Origin of the sequence: Mesorhizobium sp. CAU 1741 (genome assembly GCF_039839275.1) — a bacterium.
In the GTDB taxonomy this organism is placed as follows: Bacteria; Pseudomonadota; Alphaproteobacteria; order Rhizobiales; family Rhizobiaceae; genus Aerobium.
Genome location: NZ_JBDOQP010000002.1, coordinates 584,076 through 596,450 on the forward strand (window position 1 = coordinate 584,076; position 12,375 = coordinate 596,450).

A 12,375-nucleotide genomic window follows, 5' to 3' on the forward strand; every position below is an offset into this window, starting at 1 on the left:
GCGCGATGATGCGGTGCAACAAGACCGCGAGGAAAGCTCTTTGACCCTTCTCGATATTTACTGGCGAGCCCTGGGCTACCTGGCTGCTGAAAAGCGCCGGGCTGCCGTCATCTGCTCAGCCAACGTCTTTCTCGCCGTCGCGATGATCGCGGAGCCGATACTGTTCGGCCGTATCATCGAGGCAATCTCCGACGAGCATAACATCATCAACGAAGTGGCAGTGTGGGCTGGCCTCGGCGCGTTCAACATCGTCGCGTTCGTGCTGGTGGCGCGTGGTGCCGATCGCCTTGCCCATCAACGACGGGTCGAGGTGCTGACGGAGTCGTTCGAAAAGGTCATCGCCATGCCGCTTGCATGGCATCACCGCCACGGCACGTCACAGTCGCTGCACACGCTTCTGCGCGCGGTCGAGACGCTGTTCTCGCTGTGGCTGGAGTTCATGCGCCAGCACCTGTCGACCGCCGTCGCCCTCGTCCTGCTGATCCCCACGGCCATCACCCTCGACTGGCGCATGGCCGGCGTGTTGCTGTGCCTTGGCGCGTGCTACGTCGCGATCAGCCGGTCGGTGATGGCCAAGACCAAGGAAGGCCAGGCCCAGGTCGAGCGTCACTATCATCGCGTCTTCGCCCATGTCAGCGATTCCATCGGCAACGTCTCCGTGCTGCAGAGCTACGGTCGGCTGTCGCGGGAAGCTGAGGCGTTGCGCGCCTACAGCGCCGACCTGATCGGCGCGCAGTTCCCCGTACTCAACTGGTGGGCCATCGCCAGCGCCTTGCAGCGCCTGTCGGCGACCATCTCGATGATGGTGGTGCTGATCATCGGCGCGTTTCTCGTCCAGGCCGGCGAGTTGCGCATCGGCGACATCGTTGCCTTCGCCGGTTTCGCGACGCTGCTGATCGGCCGCCTCGACCAGATCACCGGTTTCGTCAACCAGATCTTCGAGGCACGCGCCAAGCTCGAGCCCTTCTACGAGCTCGAGGACGCGGCCAGCGAGCGCAGCGAGCCGCATGGAACGTACCCCGTCGGTCGCCTTACCGGTGACATCACCTTCGACGATGTCTGCTTCCAGTTCCCGGATTCCGGCGAGGGCGTGGAGAACATCACCTTCCACGTGCCCGCCGGCAAGACCGTCGCCATCGTCGGCCCCACCGGTGCGGGCAAGACGACGCTGATCAACCTGCTTCAGCGCGTCTTCGATCCGAAATCCGGCTCGATCCGCGTCGACGGCATCGACACGCGCACCATCACGCGTACCTCGCTGCGTGACCAGATCGCGACCGTGTTCCAGGATGCCGGGCTGCTCAACCGCACCATCGAGGAAAACATCCGGCTGGGCCGCGCCGACGCACCCTACGACGAGGTGCACGCGGCGGCGACGGCGGCGGCAGCGCAGGAGTTCATCCTCGCCAAGAGCGATGGTTACGACACGCTGGTGGGCGAGCGCGGCGGGCAGTTGTCCGGCGGCGAGCGCCAGCGCATCGCCATTGCCCGGGCGGTGCTCAAGGACGCGCCGATCCTGGTTCTGGACGAGGCGACCAGCGCTCTCGACGTCGAGACCGAAAACAAGGTGAAGGATGCCATCGACCGTCTGCGTGCCAACCGCACCACCTTCGTGATCGCCCACAGGCTTTCGACCGTGTGCGACGCCGACATCGTCATCTTCATGGACAAGGGACGGATCGTCGAGATCGGCGGCTTCCACGAACTCGCCGCGCGCGACAATGGCCGCTTCGCCTCGCTGCTGCGCGCCGGCGGCCTCCTCGACCAGAAGGATCGCCTGAAGGCCGTGCCGCTGCACGAGGTGCCGCACCTGTCGCCGGAAGTGGCGTAAGGCGACCGGGGTCCTTCGCAGGGCGTCATCCCGGAAGCCGAAGCTATCGGGGACTTGTTGATCCGGGAATTGCGGAGCGCGGGCCCGTAATGGGCTCGTCTCGCATACCGCCAACGTTCAGGCATGGATCCCCGGGTCTTCCTCCGCTTCGCTCCGGTCGCCCGAGGATGACGAAAGGTGGAAGCGTCATATGGAAATCGCCAGCGCAGGCGATTGCCATGAATGCATAACCAAGATCGTCATCCTCGGGCGACCGGAGCAAGGCGAAGGGAGACCCGGGGATCCATGCCTGAACGTCACAATGGCGCAACGGCACGTCATGACCCGCCTTGTATTCAGGGCGGGGGTCAACCGAAGGCGCAGAAAGACCCCCTTTCAATCGCCCACCCCCCAACGAAAACGGCCCGGCACAATGTACCGGGCCGTCGCCGTTCGTTGGCCTGCTACGGCTATTCGCTTTCGTCTGCCGAAGCAGCGTTGAGCTGGCCGTATTTCTGCTCGCCGATCGTGTCGAGCAGTTCGAGCTGGGTCTCGAGGAAGTCGATATGGCCTTCCTCGTCGCTCAGCAGTTCCTCGAAAAGCTTCATCGTGACGTAGTCGCCGAGGTCGTTGCAGATCTCGCGGGACTTCTTGTAGGACGTGCGCGCATCGTATTCGCCGGCGAGGTCCGCTTCGAGGACCTCCTTGACGTTTTGCCCGATGCGCAGCGCTCCAACCTTTTGCAGGTTCGGATGGCCTTCGAGGAAGATGATACGCTCGATGATCTTGTCGGCGTGGTGCATCTCCTCGATGGATTCCGCACGCTCCTTCTTTGCAAGCTTCGCGTATCCCCAATCGTCCAGGAGTCGAAAATGCAGCCAATACTGATTGACTGCACCCAACTCCAGAAACAGGGCTTCGTTAAGCCGCTCTATGATCTGTGGTTCGCCCTTCATGGCTCATGCTCCCGTACTGGCCGCGCAGTCCACGCACGCGGTCCAGGAATGGTACGATCTCTGTTTCACCCGCGCCGAGACGCCGGTGATAATCCTCGGTTACCCGAATGATCGTTTCCACCACATTTGGGAAGCAGCCGCAACAGCGGCCACGCTTTTTGAGCGTATGATAGACCTTCGCAGGCACGATGAGCTGCCACGGGTCGGCATCGAGCATTTCGGTGATCGTCTGCTCGATTTCTTTCTGGGTGATGAGGTTGCAGTGGCAGACCAGCATTTACCTACTCATTGGCTTGGCCGCCGCGCTCAGGGACAGCCGGGCTAGAACTCGTCTCAACGGCGCGCCATGTCCCTTCGGGCGGCGCTATAAAGCTGAATATGGGTAGCCGACACGCTGATTTCATCGATCGAGGCCCGTGCCGGCCTCTGGTCGCTCGGTGCGGGCAACAGAAAGACGGCTGCCGTCAGCAGCACCGTCGCCGCGACAGGGGAGACCGATACGACGTTGCGCCGCGCGCGCTCCGGCAGAGTGGGGATGTCGGCGTCGAAACGCCGCATGACAGTCGAGTGCATCCTGCCTCCAATCGAAAGGGTTCAAGGCCCAGACATCAAAGGTTACGCCTTATTGGCATGTTCTTTTAACACCGACCCCCCACGCATTGTCAATTCAAACATGACAAAAGTGCTCAAGGATCAATAGGTTGGAAAGATTCTAAAGAGCATTCGGGGCCGGCCCGATAGTGTGCCCGAGGCACGCCCGCACGTCGCTTGCAAGCGACCCGGCACGTCATGCAAAGCCACAATTTGTGAACACCTGGATGGACTTGCGCGCGTTCTTTTTCGGGAACCGAAAGCCGCCTTATGCCTTGATACGCATGACAAAGCCGCTGCCGACCACTCTTCCCGCAACGCGTGACACCCGCATAGACGTGATCCGGGCACTCGCCCTCATCACCATTTTCATCAATCACGTGCCGAACAATCCGTTCGAGCCCTTCACCAGCAAGAACTTCGGATTTTCCGATGCTGCCGAAGCGTTCGTGCTGATCTCCGGCATTTCGGCGGCGTTTGCATACGGGCTCAAATTCCAGCCCGGCATGGCGCTGCCGACGACGTTGAAGGTCTGGCGGCGGGCGGGTGTGCTCTACATCGCACAGCTCGGCACGACGATGGCGACGATCGGCATCTTCGCCTTCTTCGCCTTGCGTTTCGCGACGCCGGAGCTCCTGGAGAAGATCAATATCGGCCCGATCATGGACCAGACGGCGGAGTCGCTGCTCGGCATCGTCACCTTCGGCCATCAGCTCGGCTACAACAACATCCTGTCGATGTATGCCGTGGTGCTGCTGCTGATCCCGGCCTTCCTGCTGATCGGGCGATATGGGCTCGGATGGATGGTGGCGGCCTCGGGCGCGCTGTGGTTTGCGGCCGGCCTGTTTCGCATCGGCCCGCCCAACTTCCCCAATGAAGGCGTATGGTTCCTGAACCCGCTGTCGTGGCAGTTCCTGTTCGTCATTGGGCTGGCGTCGATGATCCACGTCAAGCGCGGCGGCAGCCTGCCGGTCAACAAATGGCTCGTCGGTGGCGCGGCTGCCTATCTCGCCGTGTCACTCGCCTGGGTGCAGGTTCCGCTCTGGGGCATCGACGTCTCGATGGGCTTGCCCAACGTGCTCACCGGCTTCGAGAAGACGTACCTCTCGGGGCCGAGGCTGCTTCACGTGCTCGCCGCGGCCTATCTCGTTGCGGTCCTGCCTTGGGTGTCCGGCGTTGCGCGCCTCTCCGACACCAACCCGCTGGCGGTCATGGGACGGCACGCGCTGCCGGTCTTCGTCACCGGCACCATCCTGTCGATGGCAGCTCAGGCCTTCCGCGAGACGCATGAGTCCGACTTCTTGACGGACGTACTGATCATCGTGGCAGGCATTGCGCTGCAGTTCGCTCTGGCTTGGTATATCGAGTGGTACCGCGCCGTCATCAGGGCCCCGAAACCGGCCCGGATCGGAAGCCCGCAGGCGGCAGACATCATGTCGAACCGCATGCTGCCGGAGAAGATCAAGCGCTCCTCCGGAGTGGCGTGAGGGGCGGTTCCGCCCGGCGAATCACCCCCTCTCCGACCCGCTACGCGGGCCACCTCTCCCCCTGCCCGGGGGCGAGGAAAAGCGCTGCCGCGATGTAAGCGCTCATCCAGCTTGGGTTCCTCGCCCCCTAACCAGCCTAGGTTCCTCGCCCCCTCTGGGGGAGAGGTGGCCCGCGTAGCGGGTCGGAGAGGGGGTGCTCGGCGCCGCCAAACGCGTCACCCTCCTCACGAAGCCTTCGATCCCGTCACACGCCCAAGACACCCCTCGCATTGCCAGCACCTTTCCCCCGATGATATTCCCGCCTCGCCGCCAGAACCGGCGGCGGGATTTTTCATGCGATGAGCAACCACCCAGCCGGCTCGTCCGGCATCGAAGCACTTCCCGTCCACGCCGTGCTGCCGCAACTGGCCGACGCGCTGGCGGCCAGGTCGAGCGCGGTGCTTGTCGCACCGCCCGGCGCCGGCAAGACCACGCTCGTGCCGCTCGCGCTGCTCGCCGCGCCATGGCGCGCTGACGGGCGCATCCTGCTCCTGGAGCCGCGCAGGCTGGCCGCGCGCGCCGCGGCGCGGCGGATGGCATCGCTTCTGGGCGAGGAGCCCGGCGGCACGGTCGGCTACGCGATGCGCATGGAAAGCCGCGTCTCGGCGAAGACCCGCATCCTCGTCGTCACCGAGGGCGTCCTGGCGCGCATGATCCTCGACGACGCCGAGCTGCCGGGCATCGCCGCCATCGTTTTCGACGAGTTTCACGAGCGATCGCTGGACGGCGATTTCGGCCTCGCGCTCGCTCTCGACGTTCAGGGCGCGCTGCGGCCGGATTTGCGCCTGCTGGTCATGTCAGCCACGCTGGATGGCGCGCGCGTTGCCGCACTGCTGGGCGACGCGCCGGTGATCGAAAGCCAGGGTCGCGCCTTTCCGGTCGAGATCCGACACCGAGAGCGGTCTGCCGACTTGCGCATCGAGGACGCCGTGGCCTCGGCCTGTCGCGACATACTCGCTACTGAGCCCGGCAGCATCTTAGCCTTCCTGCCCGGCCAGCGCGAGATTGAGCGCACCGCGGAGCAGCTCGCCGGACGCGTTGGCGCCGATGTCGACATCGTGCCGCTCTTCGGCGGCCTCGACGGCAAGGCGCAGGACGCGGCCATCCGCCCGGCGCCTGCCGGCAGGCGCAAGATCGTGCTTGCGACGTCGATCGCCGAGACCTCGATCACCATCGACGGCGTTCGCGTCGTGATCGATTCGGGCCTGTCGCGGCTGCCGAAATTCGAGCCCGCAACCGGCCTGACCCGGCTGGAAACGGTTCGCGCCAGCCGCGCATCCGCCGACCAGCGCGCAGGCCGCGCCGGGCGCACCGAGCCGGGCGTGGCGCTGCGCCTGTGGCGCGCCGAGCAGACCGCCGGCCTGCCGGCATTCGCGCCTCCCGAGATCGCCGAGGCCGACCTGTCGGGCATGGTGCTCGACTGCGCTGCATTCGGCGTCACCGACCCCACCGCGCTGTCGTTCCTCGATCCCCCGCCGGCGCCGGCCCTTGCCGAGGCGCGCGAGCTGCTCGGCGAACTCGGCGCGCTCGACACCGACGGACGGCTCACCGCGACCGGCGCCATGATGCGTCGCCTGTCGCTGCCGGTCCGGCTGGCGCAAATGGTGGCCGTCGCCGACGACAGGCGCACGGCGGCCGAACTGGCCGTGCTCCTGACAGAGCGCGGTCTCGGCGGCACCTCGATCGACCTCGACCAGCGCCTGTCGCGCTTCCGCTCCGACCGCTCGCCCCGCGCGCAGGCGGCGCGAAAGATGGCGGAGAGGATCGGGCAATCGCTGACTGGTTCTTCGAGAGAAGCTTCCGCATCCGTGACAGGGACTTTCAAAGCCGGATCGACCCCCACTCCGATCGGCTTCGCCGACCACCTCTCCCCCGCTCGACGGGGGAGAGGAACCCAGGATGGAAAAGCGCCGAGTTTGCGGCAGCGCATTTCCTCTCCCCCGTCGAGCGGGGGAGAGGTGGCCCGCGCAGCGGGACGGAGTGGGGGTCGACCGCGCCATGCGGAATCTTCCGAAGACACACCAATACCAGCCTCCGCCGGCGCGCTGCTGCTGCTCGCCTACCCGGATCGCGTCGCCAGGGCGCGAGGCGACTACGGCCGCTTCGTGCTCGCCAACGGTCGTGGCGCGATGCTGGATGCCGCCGAGCCGCTTGCCCGCGAGGCGTTTCTCGTCGTCGCAGACCTGCAGGGCAAGGCGCAGGGCGCGCGCATCGCGTCGGCTGCCGCGATCACCGAAGACGACCTGCGGACGCTGTTGGCCGATCGCATGGAAACGACGCTTGAAACCCTATTCGACCGGGAACGCCGCGCGGTGCGCGTGCGCGAGACGGTCCGCCTCGGCGCCATCAGGCTGGCCGAGCGTCAGTTGCCGGCACCGAAGGGCCCGGATGCCGATCGCGCGGTCATCGAGGCTCTTCGCGCCAACGGGCTCGGTATCCTCGACTGGGAGAAAAGCACCGCGATCTTGCGCCGCCGCCTCGCCTGGCTGCACAGGGGCCTGGGCGATCCCTGGCCCGACATGAGCGATGCCGGGCTGGTCGCGCGTCTCGACGACTGGCTCCTGCCGTTCCTGACGGGGGAAGCCTCGTTGGCCCGCATCGGCGCCGACGTCCTGTCCAACGGTCTGATGTCACTGGTGCCGCATGATTTGCAGCGCCGCGTCGGGCAACTCGCGCCAACCCATTTCTCCGCGCCGTCCGGCAATTCCGTCCCCATCCGCTACGATGAGGACCACCCGGTTCTGGCGATCCGCGTCCAGGAACTGTTCGGTCTCGACCGCCATCCGGCGATCGCCAACGACACGGTCCCGCTGACGCTGGAACTGCTGTCGCCGGCGCACCGGCCGATCCAGACCACACGCGACCTTCCCGGATTCTGGCGCGGCTCCTGGGCCGACGTGCGCGCCGACATGCGCGGGCGTTATCCCAAGCATGTCTGGCCCGAAAATCCTCTCGAGGCACAGGCCACCAGCCGCGCCAAGCCGCGCGGCAAATAGGACTTGGCTCGCCGCGACAGGCGGCGCATATACGGGACCATCATGGCAGCGACACTGGGCAGACCCGACCCGCTCGAATTCCATCACCTGCGGCTCAACACGCTGATCCGCCTGCGCTGGCTGGCGATCGTCGGCCAGAGCGCGTCGGTGCTGATCGTCGCCTACTGGCTCGAGTTTCCGCTGCCCGTCAGCCTGTGCTTCGCTCTGATCGCGCTGTCGGCCTGGCTCAACCTGTTCCTCGCCTTCCGTTATCCTGCGGCCCACCGCCTGCCGCCGCGGTTCGCGCTGGGCATATTGCTGTTCGACGCGCTCCAGCTCGCCGGCCTGCTCTACATGACCGGTGGCCTCACCAACCCGTTCTCGCTGCTGATGATCGTGCCGGTGGTCATCTCGGCAACCTCGTTGCCGGCGCGGTGGACATTGCTGCTCGGCCTCGTCGTAGTGGCGATGGCGAGCCTACTCGCCTTCATCCACCTGCCGCTGCCGTGGTATTCCGGCACGGTCCTTGCCATGCCGTTCCTTTACGTCGCGGGCATGTGGCTGGCGGTGGTGTCGTCGATCGCGTTTACTGCGGTCTACGCCTATCGCGTCGCCGAGGAAGCGAGGCTGCTGGCCAACGCGCTGTCGGCGACCGAACTGATCCTGCAGCGCGAGCAGCATCTGTCGGCGCTCGACGGGCTCGCGGCGGCCGCCGCGCACGAACTCGGCACGCCGCTCGCCACCATCACGCTGGTGGCCAAGGAGATGGAGCGCGCCCTTGGCGACGATCCCCGCTTCAGGGAAGACGTCACGCTGTTGCGCTCGCAGTCGGAGCGATGCCGCGAAATCCTCAAGCGGCTGACAAGCCTGTCGAGCGAGGGTGAAGTGCACATGGCACGGCTTCCCTTCACATCGCTGATCGAGGAGGTCATCGCGCCGCATCGCGACTTCGGCATCCAGATCAAGCTGGAACCCGGCGACCGGGACGGGGCTGAACCGGTGGGCCGGCGCAATGCCGGCGTCATCTATGGCCTCGGCAACCTCGTGGAGAACGCTGTCGACTTCGCCCGCGAGGCCGTCGTGCTGCGCTGGCGGTGGGACGACACGCAGGTCGAACTCAACGTCATCGACGACGGGCCCGGCTTTCCTGCCGAAATCATCGACCGGATCGGCGAACCCTACATGTCGAAGCGGACCGTGCGCGAAGGCGGCGGCGGCCTCGGGCTGGGTCTGTTCATCGCCAAGACGCTGCTTGAGCGATCGGGCGCGACAGTGAGCTTCGGCAATGCCGGCGAGCCCGGCAAGGGCGCCCTTGTGCGGGTATCGTGGCCGCGCGAGGCGTTTCTCGCATCAGGCCAGGCACTGGAAATCAGCTACTGATGCGCGGGAATTGGAATTTCCGGCGAGACTCGCATAGATAAGGTCCAAAGACAGCAGGACGTAACAAGAATGAACGAGGAAACCGCCCACGATCCCGCCGAAATCCTCGGCGAGGATCGCTCACTGCTCATCGTCGAGGACGACAAGCCGTTTCTGACGCGCCTGGCGCGCGCCATGGAGGGCCGCGGCTTCGTGGTGGAAACGGCGGAGAGTGTCGAAGAGGCGATCACCCGCATCAAGTCCGCCGCGCCGGCCTATGCCGTCGTCGACATGCGCCTGGGCGACGGCAACGGCCTCGATGTCGTTGCCGCGATCCGCGAGAAGCGGGAGGATTCGCGCACCGTCATCCTGACCGGCTATGGCAACATCGCCACGGCCGTCACGGCGGTCAAGCTCGGCGCCATCGACTATTTGTCGAAGCCGGCCGACGCGGACGACATCTTCGCCGCGCTGACGCGGACCACCAACGAGAAGGTCGCCCCGCCGGAAAACCCGATGTCGGCCGACCGCGTGCGCTGGGAACACATCCAGCGCGTCTACGAGATGTGCGACCGCAACGTCTCGGAAACCGCCCGCCGGCTGAACATGCACCGCCGGACACTGCAACGCATTCTCGCCAAACGCGCGCCACGTTAGCGGAAGATTGGCGGAAGCTGAGATTCAGCCTCTCTTCTCCCCGTTTACGGGGAGAAGTGCACGGCAGGGCGATGAGGGGTGGCGCGACAGTCGGGGACTAGGCCGTTCAGAGGGAGAACATAGAAACGCGACGAGCATCAGAGATAGTGTGCCAGAAGCCAGCCAATAACCAACATCAGGAAAAGCGGAAAGAGGCTGAGTTCCCAGATCGAATAGCCGACTCCCATTACCAACACGAACGTCCACCACAGTCCTTTCATACGCGCCCTCTGACTCCCGCTCCTATCATGGTCTAGTATTGAGGAATCGCCCTTATTCGCTCTCGCCTTCGAGCGCCGGGATCGCGACCCCCGCTATTTCAGCCGCCGTCAGCCGTGCCGCACCGGCGCGCGCGATGCGCAGCATCAGCGCCTTGCGCGTGGCAGCCGTCATGCGATGCTCCGGGGCGTCGCGCATGATCTCGGCGCCGTAGCCGTCCGAGAGGATGAAGCCGCATTCCTGCGGGAAGATTTCGGCTGGAACGGCCGGATGCGTGGCGAAGAAGAAGCGGTCGGAATGCAGCCGGTACTCCGGCCATTTGCGGTCGACGCGAAAGTCCTCGATCGACGACTTCACCTCGATGATCCAGATGTCTCCCTTGCGGGTCAGCGCCACGAGGTCGGCCCGCCTGCCTGTCGACAGCGAGATTTCCGGGATCACCACCGCGCCCATCGCGACCAGCAGGCGCTGGACGCCACGGCGTACCACCATGGCGCGCTCGGACTGGCGACCGTCGAGCAGCGGGTTCAGCGGAGTCGGCGAAATGATCGGCATAAGCGGGACAATGCCATCAAACCCCGGCAGGTTGAAGCCCTGTCCCGGCGCGGCCGGGCGGCTCCTGACATTTTGCTTTCTGTTTGCATTCGGCTTCGAGCACGCCCCGATCATCCCGCGCTTGCTTCACGGATGCGTGATAATGTTGCCGAAATACCATATGGCACAAGCAACCATGCGGCCGGGGCCCTCCGAGCCGCCTGTGCCACTTGGCAAATGCAGTGAGGTGAGCCAAACAGGATCATGGTGAAAATGTGGTCCGAATCGGGCCGAAAGCCGACTGGGTTCAGGGTATCGACATGCGTATGAAGAAAATGCTGATCGTCGCGGCGCTGGGCGCTGCCACCGCTCTGGCGGGATGCACCACCGGCGGCATGTCGGTCTACACGGCATCCTATGGCTCCACAACGGATGCCGGCTACCAGCTTCCGCGCATCCCGATCGAGCGTGTTCCGCGCCAGTTCCATCGCCAGGTGGTCAACTATGACACCAGGGAACAGCCGGGCACCATCATCGTCGATACCGGCGAAAAGTTCCTCTACCTCGTGATGCCCGACGGCAAGGCGATGCGCTATGGCATCGGCGTCGGCCGCGAAGGCTTCGAATGGTCCGGCACGGCGCGCATCTCGATGAAGCGCGAATGGCCTGTCTGGACGCCGCCGGCGGCAATGATCAAGCGCCAGCCGGAACTGGCCAAATGGCGCGGCGGACAGCCCGGCGGGCTGCAGAACCCGCTCGGCGCACGCGCGCTCTATCTGTTCAACAAGAGCGGCGATACCGGCTACCGCCTGCATGGCACGCCGGAATGGGCGTCCATCGGCAAGGCGATGTCGTCAGGCTGCATCCGCCTGATGAACCAGGACATCATCGACCTCTACAATCGCGCCGAGAACGGCGCCAAGGTCATCGTGAGCTGACTGCGAACCGTCTGGGCAACAACTGACGTCGCAAACAAAAAACCGGGCCATCGCGCCCGGTTTTTTGTTGTCGGTTGTGAGTCGTTCGAGGCTCAGGAAATCTGCTCGACCTGCTGCACCTCGGGCACGAAATGGCGAAGCAGGTTCTGGATGCCATGCTTGAGGGTCGCCGTCGAGGACGGGCAACCGGCGCATGCGCCCTTCATGTGCAGGAAGACGGTGCCGTTCTCGAAGCCGCGGAAGGTGATGTCGCCGCCATCCTGGGCGACAGCCGGACGCACGCGCGTATCCAGAAGCTCCTTGATCGTCAGTACGATCTCTTCGTCTTCCTTGTCGTAGAATTCTTCGCCGACGGCCGCGGCCTCGCTGTCGCCGATCGACTGCTGCGATGCCATGACCGGCTGGCCGGACATGAAATGCTCCATGATCGCACCCAGCAGCGCCGGCTTGAGGTGCTGCCACTCGGGGCCCTCTTCCTTGGTCACGGTCACGAAGTCGTAGCCGAAGAAAACACCGACAACGCCGGGTACATCGAACAGCCGTCCGGCAAGCGAGGATGCCTCGCGCGCGGCCTGGGCTTCACGGAAATCAGCCGTCCCTTCCTCGAGCACCACCTTGCCGGGCAGGAACTTGAGCGTCGAGGGATTCGGCGTCGCTTCGGTCTGGATGAACATCGACGTTCTCCGTCAATTAGTTTGGAATTGTTCTAAATAGGCCGATCTGAACCCGACTGCAAGCACCAAACGTCCGACATGCCTTGCCATGATATGG

12 protein-coding genes are annotated in these 12,375 nt (G+C 64.9%); 6 read left to right on the forward strand and 6 right to left on the reverse strand.

The window, feature by feature from the left end; translation table 11 throughout:
* The first annotated feature begins 40 nt into the window (after window positions 1-40).
* Window positions 41-1,831 carry a glucan ABC transporter ATP-binding protein/ permease gene (locus tag AAFN84_RS09605; RefSeq protein ID WP_347514331.1) on the forward strand — a complete coding sequence of 597 codons (1,791 nt, stop codon included), beginning with the start codon at window positions 41-43 and terminating at the stop codon, window positions 1,829-1,831.
* Between the two features lie 449 nt (window positions 1,832-2,280).
* Here AAFN84_RS09605 and bfr read toward each other — a convergent pair whose 3' ends face one another.
* Genes bfr through AAFN84_RS09620 form a run of 3 tightly spaced genes read right to left on the reverse strand, consistent with a single transcriptional unit; the run spans window position 2,281 to window position 3,339 of the window.
* The gene (gene bfr / locus AAFN84_RS09610) at window positions 2,281-2,766 is read right to left on the reverse strand and encodes a bacterioferritin (RefSeq protein WP_347514332.1); all 486 of its coding nucleotides are present in this window, start codon (window positions 2,764-2,766) and stop codon (window positions 2,281-2,283) included.
* Window positions 2,732-3,043 (reverse strand): (2Fe-2S)-binding protein, encoded by a 312-nt coding sequence (locus tag AAFN84_RS09615; RefSeq protein ID WP_347514333.1) that lies wholly within the window; start codon window positions 3,041-3,043, stop codon window positions 2,732-2,734. Before AAFN84_RS09615 ends, bfr begins: the two co-directional genes overlap by 35 nt.
* Before the next feature lie 56 nt (window positions 3,044-3,099).
* Window positions 3,100-3,339, reverse strand: coding sequence for a hypothetical protein (locus tag AAFN84_RS09620; RefSeq protein WP_347514334.1), 240 nt, complete (start codon window positions 3,337-3,339; stop codon window positions 3,100-3,102).
* Between the two features lie 302 nt (window positions 3,340-3,641).
* Here AAFN84_RS09620 and opgC point away from each other — a divergent pair, with 302 nt between their 5' ends.
* From opgC to AAFN84_RS09640, 4 genes are all read left to right on the forward strand, one after another.
* Entirely contained in the window at window positions 3,642-4,844 is a 1,203-nt protein-coding gene (gene opgC / locus AAFN84_RS09625) for an OpgC domain-containing protein (protein ID WP_347514335.1), read from the forward strand.
* A 338-nt stretch (window positions 4,845-5,182) separates the two neighbouring features.
* Entirely contained in the window at window positions 5,183-7,879 is a 2,697-nt protein-coding gene (hrpB, locus tag AAFN84_RS09630) for an ATP-dependent helicase HrpB (RefSeq protein WP_347514336.1), read from the forward strand.
* 42 nt (window positions 7,880-7,921) lie between these two features.
* Window positions 7,922-9,238, forward strand: a complete 1,317-nt coding sequence (locus AAFN84_RS09635; RefSeq protein WP_347514337.1) for an ActS/PrrB/RegB family redox-sensitive histidine kinase — start codon at window positions 7,922-7,924, stop codon at window positions 9,236-9,238.
* A 69-nt stretch (window positions 9,239-9,307) separates the two neighbouring features.
* Window positions 9,308-9,874, forward strand: a complete 567-nt coding sequence (locus tag AAFN84_RS09640) for an ActR/PrrA/RegA family redox response regulator transcription factor (protein ID WP_347514338.1) — start codon at window positions 9,308-9,310, stop codon at window positions 9,872-9,874.
* A 137-nt stretch (window positions 9,875-10,011) separates the two neighbouring features.
* Here AAFN84_RS09640 and AAFN84_RS09645 read toward each other — a convergent pair whose 3' ends face one another.
* On the reverse strand, window positions 10,012-10,134 hold the full coding sequence (locus tag AAFN84_RS09645; RefSeq protein WP_347514339.1) for a hypothetical protein: 123 nt from the start codon (window positions 10,132-10,134) through the stop codon (window positions 10,012-10,014).
* A 52-nt stretch (window positions 10,135-10,186) separates the two neighbouring features.
* Complete coding sequence (locus tag AAFN84_RS09650; protein ID WP_347514340.1) at window positions 10,187-10,687, reverse strand: MmcB family DNA repair protein; 501 nt, start codon at window positions 10,685-10,687, stop codon at window positions 10,187-10,189.
* A 299-nt stretch (window positions 10,688-10,986) separates the two neighbouring features.
* Here AAFN84_RS09650 and AAFN84_RS09655 point away from each other — a divergent pair, with 299 nt between their 5' ends.
* On the forward strand, window positions 10,987-11,604 hold the full coding sequence (locus tag AAFN84_RS09655; protein WP_347514341.1) for a L,D-transpeptidase: 618 nt from the start codon (window positions 10,987-10,989) through the stop codon (window positions 11,602-11,604).
* Window positions 11,605-11,696: 92 nt separating this feature from the next.
* On the opposite strand, the gene AAFN84_RS09660 is transcribed toward AAFN84_RS09655, so the two are convergent.
* Complete coding sequence (locus AAFN84_RS09660) at window positions 11,697-12,278, reverse strand: NifU family protein (RefSeq protein ID WP_347514342.1); 582 nt, start codon at window positions 12,276-12,278, stop codon at window positions 11,697-11,699.
* Window positions 12,279-12,375 lie beyond the last annotated feature (97 nt).

What these genes read in the sequence shown, in the direction of transcription:
- AAFN84_RS09655 (WP_347514341.1), top strand. Translation starts at nt 10,987, where the DNA reads ATGCGTATGAAGAAAATGCTGATCGTCGCGGCGCTGGGCGCTGCCACC.
- AAFN84_RS09615 (WP_347514333.1), bottom strand. Translation starts at nt 3,043, where the DNA reads ATGCTGGTCTGCCACTGCAACCTCATCACCCAGAAAGAAATCGAGCAG.
- AAFN84_RS09620 (WP_347514334.1), bottom strand. Translation starts at nt 3,339, where the DNA reads ATGCACTCGACTGTCATGCGGCGTTTCGACGCCGACATCCCCACTCTG.
- AAFN84_RS09635 (WP_347514337.1), top strand. Translation starts at nt 7,922, where the DNA reads ATGGCAGCGACACTGGGCAGACCCGACCCGCTCGAATTCCATCACCTG.
- opgC (WP_347514335.1), top strand. Translation starts at nt 3,642, where the DNA reads ATGACAAAGCCGCTGCCGACCACTCTTCCCGCAACGCGTGACACCCGC.
- AAFN84_RS09645 (WP_347514339.1), bottom strand. Translation starts at nt 10,134, where the DNA reads ATGAAAGGACTGTGGTGGACGTTCGTGTTGGTAATGGGAGTCGGCTAT.
- bfr (WP_347514332.1), bottom strand. Translation starts at nt 2,766, where the DNA reads ATGAAGGGCGAACCACAGATCATAGAGCGGCTTAACGAAGCCCTGTTT.
- AAFN84_RS09640 (WP_347514338.1), top strand. Translation starts at nt 9,308, where the DNA reads ATGAACGAGGAAACCGCCCACGATCCCGCCGAAATCCTCGGCGAGGAT.
- hrpB (WP_347514336.1), top strand. Translation starts at nt 5,183, where the DNA reads ATGAGCAACCACCCAGCCGGCTCGTCCGGCATCGAAGCACTTCCCGTC.
- AAFN84_RS09650 (WP_347514340.1), bottom strand. Translation starts at nt 10,687, where the DNA reads ATGCCGATCATTTCGCCGACTCCGCTGAACCCGCTGCTCGACGGTCGC.
- AAFN84_RS09660 (WP_347514342.1), bottom strand. Translation starts at nt 12,278, where the DNA reads ATGTTCATCCAGACCGAAGCGACGCCGAATCCCTCGACGCTCAAGTTC.